The sequence below is a fragment of the Pseudoalteromonas ardens genome, assembly GCF_030125445.1.
Classification (GTDB): domain Bacteria; phylum Pseudomonadota; class Gammaproteobacteria; order Enterobacterales; family Alteromonadaceae; genus Pseudoalteromonas; species Pseudoalteromonas ardens.
Window position 1 is genome coordinate 50,321 of sequence record NZ_JASJUV010000009.1, and the last position, 20,228, is coordinate 70,548.

Annotated in this window: 12 protein-coding genes; 4 read left to right on the forward strand and 8 right to left on the reverse strand. The window is 49.6% G+C overall.

The genetic code is table 11. The features are described 5' to 3' along the window. Positions 1 to 27: 27 nt before the first annotated feature. From QNM19_RS21140 to QNM19_RS21175, 8 genes are all read right to left on the reverse strand, one after another. Positions 28 to 429, reverse strand: coding sequence for a hypothetical protein (locus QNM19_RS21140; RefSeq protein ID WP_049863896.1), 402 nt, complete (start codon positions 427 to 429; stop codon positions 28 to 30). A gap of 83 nt (positions 430 to 512) precedes the next feature. After that, positions 513 to 2,570 (reverse strand): S9 family peptidase, encoded by a 2,058-nt coding sequence (locus QNM19_RS21145; protein ID WP_049863897.1) that lies wholly within the window; start codon positions 2,568 to 2,570, stop codon positions 513 to 515. A gap of 156 nt (positions 2,571 to 2,726) precedes the next feature. Continuing rightward, complete coding sequence (locus tag QNM19_RS21150; protein ID WP_049863898.1) at positions 2,727 to 5,882, reverse strand: efflux RND transporter permease subunit; 3,156 nt, start codon at positions 5,880 to 5,882, stop codon at positions 2,727 to 2,729. A gap of 15 nt (positions 5,883 to 5,897) precedes the next feature. Next, positions 5,898 to 7,064 (reverse strand): efflux RND transporter periplasmic adaptor subunit, encoded by a 1,167-nt coding sequence (locus QNM19_RS21155; RefSeq protein ID WP_284027176.1) that lies wholly within the window; start codon positions 7,062 to 7,064, stop codon positions 5,898 to 5,900. An 88-nt stretch (positions 7,065 to 7,152) separates the two neighbouring features. Then, the gene (locus QNM19_RS21160) at positions 7,153 to 9,546 is read right to left on the reverse strand and encodes an ABC transporter permease (protein WP_049863899.1); all 2,394 of its coding nucleotides are present in this window, start codon (positions 9,544 to 9,546) and stop codon (positions 7,153 to 7,155) included. A 14-nt stretch (positions 9,547 to 9,560) separates the two neighbouring features. Next, positions 9,561 to 10,277, reverse strand: a complete 717-nt coding sequence (locus QNM19_RS21165; protein WP_197094257.1) for an ABC transporter ATP-binding protein — start codon at positions 10,275 to 10,277, stop codon at positions 9,561 to 9,563. A 55-nt stretch (positions 10,278 to 10,332) separates the two neighbouring features. After that, complete coding sequence (locus QNM19_RS21170; protein ID WP_049863900.1) at positions 10,333 to 11,577, reverse strand: efflux RND transporter periplasmic adaptor subunit; 1,245 nt, start codon at positions 11,575 to 11,577, stop codon at positions 10,333 to 10,335. A gap of 301 nt (positions 11,578 to 11,878) precedes the next feature. Next, positions 11,879 to 14,008 (reverse strand): calcium-binding protein, encoded by a 2,130-nt coding sequence (locus tag QNM19_RS21175; protein WP_049863901.1) that lies wholly within the window; start codon positions 14,006 to 14,008, stop codon positions 11,879 to 11,881. 579 nt (positions 14,009 to 14,587) lie between these two features. Between QNM19_RS21175 and QNM19_RS21180 the strand changes: the two genes are divergently transcribed. From QNM19_RS21180 to QNM19_RS21195, 4 genes are all read left to right on the forward strand, one after another. Further along, positions 14,588 to 14,920 (forward strand): helix-turn-helix transcriptional regulator, encoded by a 333-nt coding sequence (locus tag QNM19_RS21180; RefSeq protein ID WP_010384980.1) that lies wholly within the window; start codon positions 14,588 to 14,590, stop codon positions 14,918 to 14,920. A 1,404-nt stretch (positions 14,921 to 16,324) separates the two neighbouring features. Beyond that, on the forward strand, positions 16,325 to 16,453 hold the full coding sequence (locus QNM19_RS21185; RefSeq protein WP_284027177.1) for a hypothetical protein: 129 nt from the start codon (positions 16,325 to 16,327) through the stop codon (positions 16,451 to 16,453). A 275-nt stretch (positions 16,454 to 16,728) separates the two neighbouring features. After that, positions 16,729 to 17,892, forward strand: a complete 1,164-nt coding sequence (locus tag QNM19_RS21190; RefSeq protein WP_049863903.1) for a tetratricopeptide repeat protein — start codon at positions 16,729 to 16,731, stop codon at positions 17,890 to 17,892. Between the two features lie 501 nt (positions 17,893 to 18,393). Beyond that, positions 18,394 to 20,226 carry a PKD domain-containing protein gene (locus QNM19_RS21195; protein ID WP_284027178.1) on the forward strand — a complete coding sequence of 611 codons (1,833 nt, stop codon included), beginning with the start codon at positions 18,394 to 18,396 and terminating at the stop codon, positions 20,224 to 20,226. Positions 20,227 to 20,228: the final 2 nt, after the last annotated feature.

The window sequence follows — 20,228 nt, forward strand, 5'->3', positions numbered from 1 at the left end:
CACGCCCTCCACCTCAAACCAGGCGGCTCAGCTCAGCCAGGACGTCGCATCACGATAATGCGGGTGCTGGACCAGGTAAGCATCCGCATCCAGGTAAAATAACACTTTCACCGGGTGTGTCTGCCACAGTTGTGTCAGCAACTGACGCGACAACGCGTTCACCCCGATAAAATCAATTTCCTGATAACCACGCTGGGCCACATCGGCAAAATACACCTGTAATGCAGCCAGACTGTCTGCGGTTGCCAGTTCACACTGGGTCAGGTTAATCACCACACGCTTTAGCGCACCTGCTGTATAAGGCGCGATCTCAGTCAGCGCATGCTGCTCAAACGCCCGCACTCCTTCACGATTAAATGCGCCAATCAGATTTACAAATATCACTGGCGGCACAATGTCGATTTGCCATTTTCCATGTGCTGCAAACATACCTTGCTCTCCAAACGTTTGTATCACCTGTGTCACGTTTCCCGGCAAACCGGCTGACAGATGCCAACCGGCGGTTGCACCGGTTAGTGCTCCAGCAAGCCGATAAAGAAAGCCATTTCCAGGGCTTTTTCATGCAGGCTCTTAAAGCGACCTGAAGCGCCTCCGTGTCCGGCATCCATATCGGTTTTAAACAACAGTTGATTGTTATCGGTTTTTAACTCTCGTAGCTTAGCCACCCACTTCATTGGCTCCCAATACTGCACCTGAGAATCATGCAGGCCGGTTGTTACCAGAATATTAGGATAGTCCCCTGCGCGCAGGTTGTCATAGGGTGAGTAGGCCAAAATGGTGCGATAATACGCCTCATCATTGGGGTTCCCCCACTCGTCATATTCATTGGTGGTCAGCGGGATGCTTTCATCCAGCATGGTTGTGAGCACATCCAAAAACGGCACATGACAACCGATACCACGATATAGCCCAGGCGCCTGATTCACCACGGCCCCCATCAGCAGACCACCGGCACTGCCACCAGAAGCAAACACTTTATCCGCAGCACCATAGCCTTGCTCAACCAACGCCCGGGTTACATCTTCAAAATCGTTAAAACTGTTTTGCTTATGCGCTTTTTTACCTTGCTCATACCAGTGACGACCCAGCATTTCTGAACCACGAATATGCGCAATGGCATACACAAATCCACGGTCCAGCAGGCTCAGCGTGTTACTGGAGAAGTTCGGATCTATGGTGATCCCGTAAGCACCATAGCCATATTGCAGCAAGGGATTAGTGCCATCTTTATTGAATTTGTCTTTACGGTAAACCAGTGACACCGGCACTTCGACACCATCGCGTACAGGGATATGTAATCGCTCAGACGCATAGTGCTCCGGGTTAAACTCACCCAGGACTTTCTGTTGCTTCTTCAGGGTCTTTTTGCCCCCATCCAATGCAAAGTCATAAATACTGCTTGGCGTAGTCAGGCTTGAATAATAGATCCGAACCATCTGAGCGTCGGGTTCAGGGTTATAGCCCAGGCCTGCGTAGAAACAGGCATCATCAAATTTCAGCTGATAACTGTGTCCGGCATAGTCATGCACCACAAAGCGGATCTGGCCGCGCTCACGCTCTGTGACCACATAGTGGCTATGGAACAATTCCATGCCTTCAAGCAGCACGTGTTCACGGTGTGCAATTAACTCTTCCCACTGTTCTGGTTCTGCCAGCGTATCTTTGGTGGCACGCAACAGGCGGAAGTTTTTCGCAGCCCGGTTCGACACCAGATAGTAATACTCGCCCAGCTTATCCAACCCATATTCATGACCTGGCGTGCGTGCCAGCAAAGGCTCAAACTCACCCAGCGGCTCATCAGCCGACAACGCCAGGATATCTGTGGTTTCTGTCGCCGCCAGATGAATATAGATTTCACTTTCATCACGGCTCTTACCCAGACCCATATAGAACTGACGATCCTGCTCTTCATACACCAGCTGGTCGTCACTTTGCGGCGTCCCCAAAACGTGGCGATAGACCTGATATCCCAGCAGGGTTTGCAAGTCTTTACGGACATAAAACACGGTTTTGCTGTCGTTAGCCCAGACCACTTCACCTTCGGTTTCAGTCAGTACGTCACTCAGCATCTCGCCGCTTTGCAGGTCTTTAAAGCGCACAGTATAAATACGCCGGCCGTCCGTATCTTCACTGTAGGCCAGCAAATTGTCATTAGGGCTGACGGCAATATCACCCAGTTCAAAAAACTCGTAAGCCTGCGCCAGCTGATTAACATCCAGCAGTAATTGCTTATCCGTCATGGCTTCATCGCTGCCACGATAGTGACGCGAATATTCATCGTCGCCACTGACTTCGCTCATATACCAAAAACGCCCGTCCTTAACCGGCACCGTGCTGTCATCTTTGACAATGCGACCTTTCATTTCTTCAAATAACTGGTCCTGTAGCCCTTTATGCGCCGTCATCATCGCCTCACAATAGGCATTCTCAGCATGTAAATGGTCTAATATTTCGGCGTCCTGACGTTTATCGTCACGCATCCAGTAGTAGTTGTCTGTCCTTTGGTGTTGGTGATGTGTCATGGTGTGTGGCACTTTTTTAGCCACTGGCGGGGTCAGGGTTTTGGTCACTCACTTGTTCCTAATTTGTTAAAAACCGTTGTGATCCTAACATAGCAAATAAACGCCTGAGATGTCATTTAATTCACTGTGAGCCGCAGAGATTCTATCTGCAAAAGAAAAAGGCCAGCGAATGCTGGCCTTTAAAAGTATCTTTATGACAGTCAGTTAACCTTGCTGCTGACTCACCTTGTTGCGGTTAAACAGCTGCCCGGCTTTACCAAACACACCAAACACTTTGCCAAATATCTTGCTGACATCAATTAATATGATGTACAGACACGGTACCAGCACTAAGGTGATTAAGGTCGCAAACAGCACTGCAAAGCCCAGTGATACCGCCATGGGGATCACAAACTTAGCCTGCAAGCTGGTCTCAAAGATGATGGGCATAACACCGGCAAAGGTGGTGATAGACGTCAGGGTAATTGCCCTGAAACGCGCACACCCGGCTTCAACTACGGCATCTTTCAGCTTCACGCCTTGTTTTCTGACCTGGTTCACATAATCGGTCATGACCAGCGAGTCGTTGATCACAACCCCCGCCGCCGCAATCAGACCATAAGTCGACATCATGCTCATATCCAGACCAAAGAACCAGTGGCCCCAGATGGCACCGACCAGGCTGAACGGGATCACCGACATAATGATTAACGGCTGACCATAACTCTTCAGCGGCACCGCCAGTAAGATATAGACAATAAACATACCTGCAATGAAGAACATCATTTGCTCATTGGCCTGTGCCTGATCTTCTTCGATATCACCGCCCAGTTCGGTCTTCACCTCAGGGAACTGTTCAAACAGCTTAGGCAACAGGTTATCTTTGATGTTCTCAACCACCTGATTGGGTTCAATGACTTGCTCATCAATGTTGCCGTAGATATACACAGTGCGGTAGCCATTTTCACGGCGAATATAGCTCACACCCGGGCGCTCCACGAACTCAACCACATCGCCCAGCATCACATCTTTGCCCTCAGGCGTTGTGATGACCGTATGCTTCAGTGATGAGAAGGCTTCCCTGTCCAGGCGCGGATAACGCACCATCACCTTGATTTCTTCACCATCGCGGATCACACGTTGCGCTTCCCCACCATAGAAGCTCATGCCTACCTGGTTAGCAATGTCTGACAGACTCAGGTTCAGGTCATACGCCACCTGCTTGAGCACCAACTGCACTTCTTTGCTCTCCGGGTCGATACTTGAACTCACATCAAACAGACCTTTTTCCTGTTGCAGCATAGAAATAAACTGGCGACCCGCAGCATTGAGCATATCAATATCCGGACCATACAGCAGATAGCCAAACTCGCCCTGCCCCTGGCCTTCATCGTTAACGTCATCAATTACGAGCAAAGACTTCACACCGGCAATGTCCGGCATGTTTTCACGCCAGCGACGCGACAGCTCAAAGGCATCAAACGGACGGTCATCTTCTTCTACCAATACCGCCAGCACGTTGCCTTCTGTACGACCCTCATTCCAGACCATGATGTCTTTGATCATGCGCTGTCCATATTCCTGCTCAATCTCGTCTTCCACCTTCAACATCATGTTTTCGATGGTGGTCAGCGCTTCCAGCGTTTGCGAGTCCGAGGCATTGTCGTTCAGGGTCAGTTTCACCATAGGGTAATCGTGCGGTACTTTGGGCATTGCCACAAACCTGACCTGATTCGAGGTGATCAGTGATACGCTCAGTATGAGCATACCAACAAAGCCACACAGCACCGTCCAGCGCCACTGTACACAGGTTTCAATGAGGTTGCGGTAAGGCCCATTCACAAAGGCGAAGAAACGCGTGTTGAACTTCGCACGCCAGCTGCCCTCACGCATCGGTGAAAACTTGGTATGGCCAATGTGTGCTGGCAGGATCCACTTAGACTCAATCAGACTGAAGGCCAGACACAGCATCACCACAACCGCTATCGATTTGAAGAATGCCGCTTCCGGGCCACTCGACAACACCATAGGGGCAAACACCGCCATAGTCGTCAACACCCCGAATGTGGCCGGTGTGGCGACCCGTTTCGCGCCAACCACCACGTTATTCACGCCAGGTCCTTTACGCTCAATTTCGGTATAGGCGGCTTCACCGATGACAATGGCGTCATCCACCACGATCCCCAGCACCATGATAAAGGCAAACAGAGACACAATGTTCATGCTGATGCCAAATACTGGCATCATCATAATGGCGCCCAGGAAGCACACAGGCAGACCCACCATGACCCAGAACGCGAGCTTAAAGCGTAAGAAAATGCTCAGCATAATGGCGACCAGAATCGCCCCCTGGAACATATTCTTTTTCATCATGGCCAGACGGGCTTCAAGGTAGTAAGTCATGTCCACAAAGGCCGTTAACTCAACCCCTTCCGGCAGCGTTTTATTCTTCGCTTCAATATAAGAGTGGATCGTATTGGCGATTGGTACCATGTTTTGATCATTGGTCGCTTTCACCGACAGGTAAGCTGCATTCACGCCGTTAAGTTGAAAGTAGAATTCACCTTCAATGAAAGCGTCTTTGATTTCTGCAACATCCTGCAACAGCACTTTAGCGCCGTTTTCGCCCACTTTAACCGGGATACGGCGGAACTCGTTACCACGGTATTTCTGATTTTCGACCCGTACTGAGATTAAGCCCGAATTGGTCCGGATCTGACCGGCTGAGACATTGGTTGAGTAGCGGCTGATCGCCATAGCCACTTCTTCCATCGACATGTTGTAACGGCGCAGCGCATCCGGGTCAACTTCAATGGCAATTTCATATTCCGGCATATTACGATCGACCAAAGAAATATTAGACAGCTGCAACAGCTCGTCTTCGACTTCTTTCGCTAGCGGCTTCAGTTGTGTCAGAGGCAGATCAGCCACCAGGGCCATCTGTACAACATCCTGAGTAAACTCTATTTGTTGCACACGGATCGGCTCCATCGAAGCCGGGAAGGTTGCGATACCGTCGACCCGGGATCGTACTTTGTCGGCGACGTCGGCCAGCTCTGCACTGGTGTCAATCTCCAACTGCACGCTACCGCCGTTACGGTAGGCACGATAAACCGCCTTGTCTATTTCCGTCACATCTTTCAGTGCTTCTTCTACCTTTATCAGGATACTTTCTTCAATTTCCTGTGGCGAAGCGCCCGGATAGGTCGCATTAACCGAGATGAGATTGAGCTCAATACTCGGAAACATCTGGCGCTGGATCGTAAAGTAACTGATGATCCCCATGATCAGGATAAAAAACATCATCAGATTCGCAGCGACCGAGTTATGCGCAAAGTAGGCTATCAGCCCCGTTTGCTTTGGTGTTGGTTGTTCACTCATTATCCGTCCCTGCCGTTATAGCTTTTCCAGGCCAGAGCCCTGCGCATTGGTCTCATCTGCACCGGCAACTTTCACCGCCATACCACGCTGTGGATATTCAGGTAAGGTGACAACTACCTTGTCACTGTTGTTCAGTCCGGCACCCACCAGGAAGTATTCCCCTTCCTCGCGGACCACCTGCACCTCACGAGGCTCAAGCTCAGCATTGTCATTGATCAACCAAACCGTCTGGTTATTGACCAGCTCTTGTGGCAAACGATAGATTTGTTTGAGCGTTTTACCTAAAAAGCTCACCTGTACATAAGTACCAAACTTCACTTTTGGCTTGTCACTGTTCAGACCGTATGGATCTTCGATACGCACGACCAGGTTGCTCATACGTGTTTGGGTGTCAACGGTGCCCAGGTCACGATGGATCTGCGCTTCGCGGGTAAAGCTATTCACCCCTTTGTTAAATACAGTCGCTTTGGTACCACCCACGGTTTCAGGTAAAAACACCGAATCGAAACCTGCGATGGGGATCACCACTTCGGCTTGCTCAATGTTATTAAGCTGGGCAACCACACTGCCCGTTGACACAAACTGACCCAGGCCCACGTCACGAGACACTATCAAACCATTGAAAGGTGCAACCACATCACAATTATCCAGGTCACGCTGGGCACGCATTAATGCGGCCTTGGCAGATTTAACCGCCGCTTTGGCACTCATCACCTGAGGTTTGCGCAAAAACAGGTCGGTGTGTTTTTTGTTAGGGAAACGTTTGGCTTCATCTGCTGCCACGTCTGCCTGTGCCTGCTCTTCAATCAATGCCGCTTCAGCACTGGCCAGCTGAGCTTCCGCCTGTAACACCGCCGCTTCGTAATTGTCTTTCTCTATGCTGAGCAGAATATCGCCCTTCGCAACCACGCCGCCCGCCAAAAAGCTGGGATGCCAGTAAACGACTTCGCCTGCTACCTGAACAGACAACTGGGTTGTTTCAAGCGGTGTGACTTCACCATAGCTCTGGATAAGAACTTGATGATCCTGTGCCTGAACGGATTCGACCTGTACCACAGGACGTGTATCAACGACCTGTTTATCTTCCTCACCCTTTGCGACCGCGTTGATGGCTGAAAAGCCTGCCACCCCAAGGCCCAACGCCACAACGGGAAAGATCCATTTTAGTGCTTGTGCTTTCATGACTTTACCTATTGATATTTTCCTACCGCCTATCTTACCAATATAGAGACGTTCAATAACGTGACATTTGTAAGAATCTGTTACTAATTTAGCAAAAATCTCTCAGTTGGCTTTTAGTATGGTAATAGTCCAGCAATAAAACCATTAAAAACATGAAAGTAACAGCCATCAAAAAGCTAGTTATTAGACCCATCAAAGCCGCTTTAAATACCCAGCACAGCAGAGTAAGTAACAACAATGCCACAAAAGCAACTGGTAAGACCTGACAAAACCGCCCGATCAATTGCTCTTTTAGCAACGTGCCCGCCTTGGCACCCACCTGCCACTTGATGAGCCACACCGGTGCAGACAACAGCGCCAGGTAGCCCAACATCCCATATAAGCCAGCGCCGACCAACAGCAGCATCAACAAACTCAGGGCGATCCCCGTATAGGCACTGAGCCGGGCCGATTTACTCAGCGCAGCGGCACGCGCCGTCATACTGGTTAACTGAAATACACTTTGCGTAGTATCTTGTACGCGCAGCAGGGCATTCAGATCAGATTTTGCGAGCGACTGTCCCGGCTTCAAGCGGATAATCAGATTACTGACAAAAAAGTTGTGTGGCAGATACACTATGTCCGGCGTCCCCAGGGTCGGCGAATAGATATCTTCTACAATGGCTTGCAATCTCACCGGGCGCTGATTACGAGAATATAAAGTAGTCCCGACATCTTGCAGCGTCAGGCCTAATTTACCAGCCAGGCTTTGGTTAATGATCACCACCTCTGCCGGGGCATCCAGCGTCAGTTGATCCGCACTGAACGCCTGACCTGCCAGCACGCGTTGGCCGATGGTTTCAAAGTAACCCACGCCACTCCATTGCCCAAAAGCGGTCAGTTGCCGGGCACTGTCAGGCACCGTACTGATAGGTTCAACCCACGACATTTCCAGTGGATCATTGGCAGCCAAACTGGCCGCGGCTATCTGAGGCTGAACCAGCAAGGTTGCAATATTGGCTTCACTGAGTTGACGTCGTGCCCGGGCCTTTTGTTCGCCGCGCTCAAAATCCAGCTGCTGCATCTGCACCTGGATTAAGCCCGTGTCATCAAAGCCCTGTGCTTTGCCAATCTGTGCACCGTAATGACTTAACAACCAGAGGCTAAAACACAGCACCACCATGCCTATCGTCAGCTGCGCATTGATCAGTAATTGACTTAACCAGCCTGGTAATTGCTTTGCCTGACCTTTACCAGAGCCACTGAGTTGCTGCCTGAGCCCACGCACGTCAACAAAGGTAAAGACACTACGAGCAAACCCCCAGGCCAGCAACAACGCCACGACCCACATTCCCAAATAAGCATGCCAGGACAACTGCAACCAGGTAATACTGCCCAGAATATCCTCTCCCCAGTATTGCACCAGCGCCATTAAGCCCGGTGCCAGTCCCGTTGCCACCAGGGCCGCCAGTGCAAACAGCGCAACCGCATGGCACAACACCTGACGAAACAGCCTGGATTGACGCGCCCCCAGTGCCAGATGTAATGCCAGTTGCGACTGGCGACTTTTAAAATCCAATAAATAAAGCGCAAACAAATTACACAAGGTCACCACTACCACGCCCAGTGCTGTGCCAATCAGCCATTGCCCCATGTCCTGTAGCGCCCCTTTGAGTTTAGTATCGAGCGGGCGCAGCGTCAGATGGAGGGTTGTTTCACCAAACCCATATTGCTCTGTCAATGCATTGATGCGGGCACTCAGCTGCATGGCTTCTGAATGTAGTACCTTATTAGCCTGTGGTAAGGTCCTGCCGACCAGCAGCACATTATTACGGATCGCCATATCAGCAAACGGGGTCATATCGGTCGCGGTATGACTAAAAAAAGGTAAAAAGACATCGCTATATTGTGCAGCCCGCAACAGCTCCGGCTCCCGGCTGTCCTCGGCGAGAATGCCCACCACCTGAAAACGCCGGTCATCGAGCTGGATCACCTGCCCGGTCGCCTCCTGGCCCGACAAATAACGGCGGGCAAAACGCGCACTGACAACCGCCTGCGCAGCACTTTGCGCTTGCTGCCCCTGTAAAGACGACGCAGCAAAATAGTCGCCACTTTGCAGTGACAGATTAAACAAGGAAAAATAACCCGGCTCGACCAGTGCCGCCGCAATTTTTGGCTGCTCAGGATGATCCACATACAGCATATCTGTATAGTAAAGTGGCGTGGCCAGCTCGAATAACCCGGGAGTCTGATGCAACTGCCAGGCAGCAGGTACAGACAACGATTCGCTGAGCGTCACTTCGCCTTGCTCATTGCGCAACTCGCCATCCACCCAGGCAAGCCGCTCTGGTGCGTCATAAGGCAATGGACCATGTGCCTGCCAGGCAATTACGCCGGCAACCAACAAGGCCGCCATGGCACTGGACAACAACACAACAAAAAACACCGTCATACGCCAACGGGTATGCAACGCCTTCAGTGCGTCCTGAATATCTAACCCCATGTCACAGCATTCCTTCAGACAATCGCACTGCGTGCAGTGCGATGAGTGTGACTGCCGCCGACGATTTCACCATCGAGAAGACGGATCTGCCTCGGTGCCATATCAGCATACCTGGGATCATGCGTCACCATACAAATGGTCGTCCCTTGCTGATGCAGCTGCGCGATCAGTTGCATCACCGCGTCACCACTTTTGGAGTCGAGGTTACCTGTGGGTTCATCCACCAGTAAAATGCTGGGGTGCGCAACCAGTGCCCGGGCAATAGCAACTCGCTGCTGCTGACCGCCAGAGAGCTGATCTGGCTTGTGCCCGGCACGATGCGATAACCCCACCTTGTCGAGACAGCTTTGCACACGACTGTGCACCTCCTCACGCGACAGTCGGGTCTCGCTGTAACGCAGCGGCAATGCCACATTATTAAACACCGACAACTCATCGATCAGATTAAAAGACTGAAAAATAAACCCGATGTGACGGTTTCTTAATTCTGCTCGCTGATCGGCGGTCAAAGTGCCAACCTCAACCCCCTGAATAAGGTATTGCCCACTGCTGGCTTCATCCAGCAAGCCCATAATAGACAGCAAAGTGGATTTGCCACACCCGGACGGGCCTGAAATGGAAACAAACTCGCCTTGCTCTATGGTCAGGCTCACCTGACGCAAAGCATGTGTTTGCAGTGCTTCGGTTTCGAACACTTTGCTGATGTGCTGCATTGCTATTATCTGTGTCATACTATCCCCGCTGACAAACCGACACCCCATTGTGCCATAGTTGTCCTTTAAACCTTTAATTCAGTGCAACCTGCACGCCCTGTTGCGCCAGGTTACTCAAATCAGAAATAATCCAGCGCTGGTTCTTTTCGGCGCCCTGCTCTATCACCACATAACGACCCGCCAGCGCACCAAATTGCACCGTTTTCAGCTCAGTCGCACCGTCTTCACGCACACGATACAACTGCGCTGCCTGCTGCTCACGTACATTGGCCGGACGACGAATATATAAAGCCTGGTCCAGCTCAGCCACAGTGATGCTGGCATCAATACTGAGCATAGGTCGGGCCGCTTTAGGGAGCGTCTGAGGGAGGGCGACTTCCACTTTCACGCTGTTTTCTGCCACCACAGGGTCAATCCGCCCCACGGTACCTGTGACCTGTTGATCACGGATCCTTACGGTCACTGTCTGCCCCGGCAGCACTTTTTGCACCTGAGACTGTGGCACGCGCAGCTCGGCCAGCAGCTGCGTCTGACTGCCGATCAATGCGGTTTCATCGCCCACTGTCAGGCGCTGACCCACCGCCAGGGGCATACGCTCCAAAATACCCGCAACGGGTGCCGTGATAGTCAATGCAGCTAACCTAGCACGGCTGCGCGCCAACTCCTGGCGCCGGATAGCAATGCGCTGTGATGCCAGCTGCTGCGCACTGGCATGAAGCTTTTTTAGCTGGTCCAGACGCTGTTGTGCGCTCTGCATTTGACGGACCAGATTGGCGACTCTGGACTGAGTCTGCGCAAATACCAGGTGCGAAATGATCCCTTTCTCAGCCAGCCCCTGCTCGGCCTGCAGCCGCAACCGTGCAGTTGCCAGATCGCCGGTTAATTTATCCAGTGCCGTTTGTTCACTGAGAAACTCTCGCTGCTGATTCAGTATAAGCTGCTGCAATGCCATATCACTGCTCTGCAAAGCCTGTTGTGCCTGCGCAACCGCCAGTGACAGATCCGGATTATCGAGCGTCGCAATCACCTCCCCCACAGCAACAGATGCCCCCGCTTTGAGGTAGATCTGTTTCACCACCGCATCGCTGTCGGCAGTGATTAAATGCTGCTCCGCACTGCGCAGCACGCCAAAGCTGTCCACACCAATAGACAGTGGCCCATATTCCACGGTTGCAATCAGGACGTCATGCCGCCCCAGCCGGGTGATCTGATCGCTGGGACCTATCAGCCAGACACTCACCCCAAAAACACAGACGACCAGCCCCCACATCCAGCGACGCCAGCGCTTGGTGGGTTCAGGCGGTTTAATTACATCCATTTTCAGCTCCGTAAAGATTGTCTCTGTCACGCTAGGAGCCAGTTTCGTGCCAAACTTTTATAGCTTTAAAATCATGACGTTAAATAAATCACATCCCGAATTTCGGCGAAAGCGGACACATTGTCCGGAATTGGAACGGGGAAAAAGAGGGCCATGACAGACAGTAAAATCGGTTGTTTATTTTCGCAGTCACAGTCGGACAAGAAAAAGGGGGAAGCCACCAGACTTCCCCCTTACTCGGGACGGATCCTATTACGGACCTCAAGTAATTAGAATGTGCTTTGTAAAAGCGCTGTCAGTGTTATTGCAAGTCGTACACGCTCTTACTGCGGTTGTTCAGCCAGGCTTCAAAGGTGTCTTCGTCAACCAGATCCGCAATACGACCTTTAAACTCACTGTAGCCTTTCTCATTGTAGAATTGCTTCAGTCTCAGTACTTCTTCGTGACGTGATGACATACCACTACCCGCTTTACGGACTGCGCGGTCAAAGTAGCCTGATCTATGCTTGGCACTGCTCACGTAGCCACTGATGTCACGATCATTCCACTCGTTATAGATTAAGTCGTTACCACTGCCACCGGTACCTGACGGGATCTCATCACCACGTACGAAGAGAATATCGCCACCACCGCCGCCATACAGACCAATATCTGAGTATGTCGAGATTGCCGCTAAGAAGTCTTTGCTGCCGCCGCCGCTGAGTTCACAATGGCCACGTTCACAGACCAGAATATCCTGACCACTGCCGCCCCAGGATTTGGCACGGTTGCCCCATGAGCCACCACCGGAATCGACAATGATGTCGGCACCTGAGTTTCCGGACAAACGGTCTTTATTCCCGTCATTACCAAAGATGATGTCTTCCCCGTCACCACCTGAGATGTTATCGCCATCCCGGTTGCCAAACAGCACATCGTTGCCTTTTTCACCTTTAATATCGTCTGCGCCGTCATTGTTATAGCCACTGATGCGCACGCGATGTACCACACCGTCGTGATCAGTCTCTATCTCAGAGCCACCGGCGACCCAATCGTTACCATCACCGGCACGGATCTTGTCTTTACCGTCACCGCCAAAGATCAGGTCATTACCCCGACCCGTCTGGATGGTGTCATTACCATTGAGGCCATACACTGTCATATCACGACCCACACCGGTTGCCGACAGGACATCGTTGCCATTTGATAACTGCACCTCAACTTCTTCTACAGCGTTGCTGAAGGCACAGTGCTGATAGCCCGCTGAGTAAGCAAACACATACTCATCGTGCTCTTCAACGAACAAGGTCAGATTGTTGTCGAGTGCACGCAGTTTCCACACCCCATTATTCAGCTCACTGTCAAAGCTGCCGGTCTGAATATGACAACGCTCGTATGCGGTCGTCAGGCTGGCCGGTACATCACCCACTGGCGTACAGGAGTATTGCTCAATGCCGCTGATATTGCTCTGGATACTGCCAGTTGACCCTTCGGTCAGACAGTCCATGCCCGTGCCACCATCTACTTTCTCGAAGTCGCCATAAGTGTAAATGATGTCATCGCCTTTACCGGCATACACGTAATCCACTTTATTACCGGTTAAGATGGTGTCATTACCATCACCGCCATACACCAGCTGGTGCCAGTTCAGCGCCGTACCGTCATATTCTTCACCGCTATCGGCCAGGTTTACCTGGAAGCCGTTGTGGTTGCTCACATCAAAGGTTTCACAGCTGCCAGCGTAATACACAGTGACCAGCGCATCGTCCCCTTCGGCCGTCAACTTTTCACCGCTCACATTCGGTGACACCGACAGGTAATTCATATACGGGTTCAAAGAGTTATCATCGGCAACGGCAATCTTTGTACGGTCCAGGCCTTCACAACTGGCCGGTGCATAGTTAGCACAACTGGTTGATTCCACATTTTCGAATCGGCTCTGGATCGTACCTTCATCCCCTTCTTCAACACAGTCCGCACCGGCACCACCGTCGACGCGTTCATAGTCTCTAAAAGTGTGGATCTGGTCATTACCGCCATTTCCATACACGTAATCGACTTTATTGCCGGTGAGAATGGTGTCGTTCCCCTCACCGCCATAAACCTGCTGATGAAAGTCCAGGTTCGCACCATTGTAATATTCACCACTGTCCGGCAGGTTCACGTGCAACCCGTTATAGCTACTGCCGTTAAGCACTTCACAGCGGCCACCGTAAGAAACCACAATCGAATTCTGAGTCCCCCTCACGGTCAGCGCGGTGTCAGCCAGCTTAGGGCTCAATGCCAGATAAACCATATATTGATTTTCAACATGCTCACCGATGTCTATCTGGGTCCGATCCAGGCCATTACAGTAGGCGCCTGGTGCAGCCAGCCGCGTGGCAAGCGCGTTATTGGGCAGCAAAGTCAGCGAAAGTGCCGCTGCCAGGAGTGCCTTTTGATAAACCACCATGTTAGTCTCCATGAGTTAAGTAAAGATTTGCGCAAAGAAATCTTGATCATGGAATTTATAAGCCACAATTGTGCAATCACTATGGACTCAGACTGGGTAAAAAGGATGAGTTTTTCAATCCGCAAAACTGGTCAGAGCACTGAAGTACCGGGCTTTTTACCTCAACAAGGCTGTATTGCTCTCCTCCAGGGTAAATATAGCGCAAACCAGCGTGCAAAAAATGCGTCATTTACTACCCATTTCATTTGCAAAATACGCTGTTGAAAAAACGTCATAAAATAAATCATAGCGTCCTGGGTAACACTTGTTTACATATTCACGATTACTGACGATGAATCCATTCATAAAGTGCATCAGACAAGGCGCGTACCAACCTCAATTAGAAATCCCTTACAACTCATGATTTTTACCTAAATCAATGTAAGTAAAACAAACTTTTAGAGCGTAACTTAATCAGTATTCGGGTACAAAATAACAGATTGATACTTTACATTTTTTAAACAGCTGTTAAATTACCCCGTATAATAATAAGAAACAAAATGTAACTTCACTGTTTTAATATTCATATACGGATGTACAATGAATTCACGTCAACGATTGAACTGGCTAAACAGCGCCCGAAGGGACATTCAGGCGTCATTGCGTAGTTTGCGAATACAACAAAAAATGTCGCAAGCCGAGCTGGCCAAGAAAATGTCCGTCCCGGTTGATCAGTCCACCATCTCCAATTGGGAAAGTGGTAAGACCATTATGGATCTTGAGCAATTGCTTGATATCCTGATGATCTTTGGTAAAGACTGGAAAAGCTTTTTTGGCTTTTTGGCCGATAACGCAGAAAAAAGAACAATTAAAAAGCCCCAACAGAAAGAACCACCTATGGAACCAAAAGCAGATGACAAGGGAGAAGACTGATGCATTTTATTGAAATGATGCTATCTTCTGTGGTTTTTATCGGCCTCATCCTCACTTGGAAAGACCATAACGCTAGGTGGTTGTTTTCTTTAATGATTACCTTACAACTGGTCGACACAGTAGCTAACCCAATCGCAATAACTTGGACCAGACACTATTACCTATGGTGTTTAATATTAAATATTTGTTTTCTAGTACTATTTCTCACCAGAGGTGTTCAAGCAGAAGCAGCATATAGGCTCACTAAGATAAAATTTTTCAAAAAAGCCAGAGAAGATTACGCACTCACAATCCCTGAATGCTGTATTTGCTTATTGCTATTTATTTCGGCGCTACTATGTTTCGCAGCCTGGGTTGAGATCCAACTTTATTTTTATGACATTCTAAGTTACCCCTTTATTTATCACCATATATGGTCACCGACTCAGTATACCCTTCACATTCTGGAGTCTCTTACACTCATTACATTTATAGTGCATGTTAGGCGCTCCAAAGGAGAATTAATTTATGAGAACAATTAAATATAGGTTGTTAGGCAAGATCTTAGGCGGCAGCACAGCTGGAAATCCAAAGCTACCAGAGTTGCCGCGATCTGCACCCATGGACCCCATACTCGATAAAAAGCAAAAAAAGTCATAGCTTATCTTTCAGTTAGACTTATTAATATATTCATAGTACTTAGAAATATCAGATAAGGAATCTAGCAATGAAGATTATTGAAGAAGCTTTACTTACTAAAATTGTAGGTGGAGGAATTAGTGGAGATCCCGATAGAGCAATCCTACCTAGGCGCGTCCAGATAACTCCCCGTAGTGAGAAAGACAAGAGTACTTAAAATTCATAATCAGCCTGATTTATGAATTTAATCGTTGTTAAGTTTTAAAAGAAACAAAGATAAAACTCTTTATAATACAGTGTGGCTTCTGACTCTCATTACGTTAATATTTGATGGTAGGAGCTCCAAAGGAGAAGTTAACATGAAAACTATTAGCTCTAGCTTGTTAAACAAGATTTCAGGTGGCGGCACAGGTGACCCAGACCGCCCTGTCCTACCTCAATTCGCCCCTATAGACCCTATTTTGGGAAAAAAACAAAAAACCTGATGAAGGTTGATTAAGTAGGTTTATTAATTTATTCACATACCTAACGAGGGCTTTACTAGCCAAAGGTAAATAGAAGAAAGCAAACGATGAATGTCATTGAACGTGTTTCTGTGGTCCAAATTATGGTGGAATTAGTGGAGATCCAAATAGATCCACCATACCCAGGTTCGCTTCGTTAGCTCCTCTTTTTATGAAAAAGCAACCCAGCGGCTCGTAAACCTGTCAAACTAAAAAGTCGATTCATATAAAAAGCTAATTTAGTCAGGATCAAAAAACAGTAAATACAGAAGGATATCTTAATATGAAAAGAATCAATCGAGACAATCTAGACCATATTTTTGGTGGTTTACCTGCAAATTCAAAACTACCAACACTGCCAAAAAGCGCACCAATAGATAAAACAAAGCTCTCTGAAAGTACGCAAAGCTAAGATTAGGAGTACATGCTTTTTAGGCATGTGCTCTTTCTTACATACTTCAATAGATAAGAAGAGAATGACTTGGCGGCCAGGCTGCTACTTGCATGTAGAAAGCGTGTTATAGAACATTGTTTAGATTTCCTTGCAATGAGCGATTCCAACTACAGTACACCTGCTACCCACAAACTCGTTGGCAGATCATTAGGATAGGTGTAGAGTCAAAGCGCAATAATTACAAAAACCGCGACCAAGCGGATACGCACAATGCGTGCCTTAGGAGTATGACTATGCCTGCCCGCCTGTGGCTATTAAGCCTGTTAACTGTACTGCTGAGCGCCTGTGCCAGCCCACAAAAAAGCCCCACAACACCGCCACCACGGCCGGACATGCCATTTAATCATGCCCTGTTTAACCCCGTTGCAGTGCTCGATGAGCAGTCAATTTTTGCCCTGCCGGAACTAGAGCAACAAGCCTTTCTGACCTACTATCAAGAACATATTTTAGCGGGCATGCGCGGCGATCGGATCATTTATGAATACCTGCATGACCAGCTGGAAGAGTTCCACTATCGGGGCGAAACCTACAGCGCCACAGAATCGTTACAATACGGTGGTGGCAACTGTATTTCACTCGCCGTACTGACTCAGGCCTATGCCTTTGTAGCAGGTATAGACACCCGATATCACAAAGTGGCCTCGGCCCCGGTATATCAGCAAGTCGCCGATACCATACTGATCTCGTCACACTTTAAAACCAAGTTGCTGGCACCTGAACAGCAGGAACAAGAAGACTGGATCACACTGATACGCCCGGGCACCGTCATTGACTACTTCCCGGCGCAGGATGCCATATTTGTGGCGTCAGCCCGGTACAAAGATCTGGTCGCCAAGTTTTACGCTAACCTGGCCGTGAAAGCCATGCTGGCAGATGAGTTTGACCTCAGTGCCGCCCGAATTCTGCGCGCCCGCAGTTATGCCCCTGACGACCCGGAGCTGATCAATATCGCTGCCGTACTGCACCGTCGGGCCGGCGATCTGAAAGGCGCTGAAACCATTTATCAGTATGCTGACCAGCATCGTCTGACCAGCCACAACCTGCTGTCCAATTACCTGGTCTTAGCGAAAGAGCAGCAGGCAACAGCGCTGGCTGCACGCCTTGAGCAACAGCTCGAAGATGATGCCAAAACCCCGTTCGACTTTCTGATGAATGCGCGCAGTGCGATTGCCAAAGGCCAGCTGAAAAAAGCCTCCCGCCTGCTGGTTAACGTGGTAAAGGAAACCCCTTACCTGCCTGAACCGTATTTTGAGCTGGCCAAGATCAGTTACCTGCAGGGCGACCATGATACAGCCCGTCAGCTGCTTGAGCAGGCAATAGAGAAAACCTCCGATCCGGAAAAAAGCCGGGTGTTCACCGCCAAACACAGCATGTTGCAGTCACTCACTGAGCAGTAACAACAGCTGCGAGCTGACTGCCCCCTTACGTACGCAGCCACTCAGCGACTTAGCCCGCCACGTCATGCCCAACCCTGAATGGCGGCTCTGCCCGCGCTCAATTATTACCCCGTCATTACAACCGCTTGGCCCTGCAACAATGAACATGTAAAGTCCCCGTTAACAGAAATATCAAGCATGCTAAACCCAAGCCAGTGACACGTAATCGCTTCTAAAATAAAGGAAGATCCTGGATATTTGCTGATTTCCTCTGAAAATCACACCTTTAGTCCATAAAACAGGAATAAAATACATAGCGCAAACGGCAAAAATAAAAATTTTTTACCCAAAACACGCATAAATACAGTACTTAAATGAGGAGTGATGATTTACTTTATTAATTTTTTGTTATCACTTTCTTTACAACAACTGATTTTGTGATTACCTTTGTACCTGTGCGAAATTTATTCAATAACTTTTTATTCTAAAAAATCATTCAACAACAAGTGAAAAGGAACAGCAATGAAACTAACCTATCTTGTCTCTGCGCTCGGCTTACTCTCTACCGCAGCACTGGCTCAAAACACTGCGCCACTGACAGAAGCACAAATGATGCAATACACCAGTAAGGCCAGCAAAGCCATCATTGGTGCCCGTGCCGATGCCAACATTTCGCTCGGTCAGGAGTTTGCGACACTCAGCAGCACAGGCAGCACAGTGATCACACGCACCATCACCCATCCTGATGCCAGCTACATCAAACTACACTTTAAAAATGTGAACCTGGCCAATGGCGGCAAGCTGGTTGTGCGCTCAGCAGATGGCAGCGAACGCTACGAGTACACTGAAGCGAATATGCATGCAGCAACCGTTAACAGCAAACTGGGAGACGACGGCGTAACGAGCTTCTCTGCTATGTCTATCTCTGCTGAAACGGCAATCGTTGAATATACACCGGGTAGCGCGTCTGACTCAGGACAAATTTCAACTCAGGCAATCACGCCAGCAGTGATTGATTTCTACGACCACGGCACAGAAAACACGCCGATGATGGAAGCCATGAACGCATCAACCGACGTGGGCATTGAATCAACGTGTGGTGTTAATGAGCGTCGTGACGTACAGTGCTGGGCAGGTTCAAACCCCACTGAATTTGAACGTTCACGCCCGGTTGCTCGCCTGCTGATGAACGGTAGCGGCCTGTGTACTGGCTGGCGTGTTGGCCCGGATAACCGCATGTTCACCAACGAGCACTGTGTGGGTTCTGCGTCTGAGCTGGCCAACACAGAAGTATGGTTCAACTACCAGCACACCAGCTGTAATGGCTCAAACCTTGAAACTGTGGTGAAAGTCACCGGTAAAGACTTCCTGTCTTCAGACTACACACTGGACTACACCCTGTTCACCATCAACGAGTTCAACAAAGCAGCGCCATTTGGCTACTTTGGTCTGGATGTTCGCGATGCGGCACAAGGCGAGCGCATCTATATTCCACAGCACGGTTCAGGTAATCCGAAAGAGCTGGCCATTGAGTCAGATCAGAACAGCAGCGGCAACTGTGAAGCTGACGTCGTAACAGCCAATGGCCGCGGCACGGGCACAGACATGGGCTACTACTGTGACACCATTGGTGGTTCTTCTGGCTCACCGGTTCTGGCTGCATCAAGCAACAAGGTTATTGCACTGCACCACTTCGGTGGCTGTACCAACCAGGGTGTGAAGATCAGCAAGATCTGGCCTGAAGTATCGAGCCACTTTAATGGTATTCCGGATGGCGACAACAACAGCGATCCAGTGCCAGTAGCCGACTTTACTGCCAACTGTACAGAACTGGCATGTAGCTTTGACGGCAGCGCGTCTAGCTCACCGAATGGCGCTATCTCTCAGTACGAGTGGAACTATGGTGACAACGCAACAGGCTTTGGTGCATCTGTAAGCCACACTTATGCCGCTGGCGGTAACTACACAGTGTCACTGACTGTGACTGACAGCACAGGTGCAACTGCGACAACTTCGAAGCAAGTGCCTGTTTATGGCCCAGGTGGTGAAGATCAGCTGCAAAAAGGCGTAGCAAGAACTGGCCTGTCAGCTGCACGTGGCGAGATGACTTACTTCTACTTCGACGTGCCAGCGGGCGCGACCAACATCACCTTTGATATCTCAGGTGGCAGCGGTGATGCTGACTTGTACGTACGTAAAGATGCACAACCCACTACCAGCACTTATGATTGTCGTCCGTACCGTTGGGGTAACACCGAAAACTGTACACGCAACGATGGTGCAGGTCGTTACTGGGTCGGTATTCGTGCCTACAACGCATACTCAGGTCTGAGCCTGGTTGCGGATTACCAGTAATA

Excerpts from the sequence above, each read along its gene's own strand:
- QNM19_RS21140 (WP_049863896.1), bottom strand. The coding sequence starts at position 429 with ATGTTTGCAGCACATGGAAAATGGCAAATCGACATTGTGCCGCCAGTG.
- QNM19_RS21150 (WP_049863898.1), bottom strand. The coding sequence starts at position 5,882 with ATGAGTGAACAACCAACACCAAAGCAAACGGGGCTGATAGCCTACTTT.
- QNM19_RS21155 (WP_284027176.1), bottom strand. The coding sequence starts at position 7,064 with ATGAAAGCACAAGCACTAAAATGGATCTTTCCCGTTGTGGCGTTGGGC.
- QNM19_RS21160 (WP_049863899.1), bottom strand. The coding sequence starts at position 9,546 with ATGGGGTTAGATATTCAGGACGCACTGAAGGCGTTGCATACCCGTTGG.
- QNM19_RS21165 (WP_197094257.1), bottom strand. The coding sequence starts at position 10,277 with ATGACACAGATAATAGCAATGCAGCACATCAGCAAAGTGTTCGAAACC.
- QNM19_RS21170 (WP_049863900.1), bottom strand. The coding sequence starts at position 11,577 with ATGGATGTAATTAAACCGCCTGAACCCACCAAGCGCTGGCGTCGCTGG.
- QNM19_RS21175 (WP_049863901.1), bottom strand. The coding sequence starts at position 14,008 with ATGGTGGTTTATCAAAAGGCACTCCTGGCAGCGGCACTTTCGCTGACT.
- QNM19_RS21180 (WP_010384980.1), top strand. The coding sequence starts at position 14,588 with ATGAATTCACGTCAACGATTGAACTGGCTAAACAGCGCCCGAAGGGAC.
- QNM19_RS21185 (WP_284027177.1), top strand. The coding sequence starts at position 16,325 with ATGAAAAGAATCAATCGAGACAATCTAGACCATATTTTTGGTGGTTTA.
- QNM19_RS21190 (WP_049863903.1), top strand. The coding sequence starts at position 16,729 with ATGCCTGCCCGCCTGTGGCTATTAAGCCTGTTAACTGTACTGCTGAGC.
- QNM19_RS21195 (WP_284027178.1), top strand. The coding sequence starts at position 18,394 with ATGAAACTAACCTATCTTGTCTCTGCGCTCGGCTTACTCTCTACCGCA.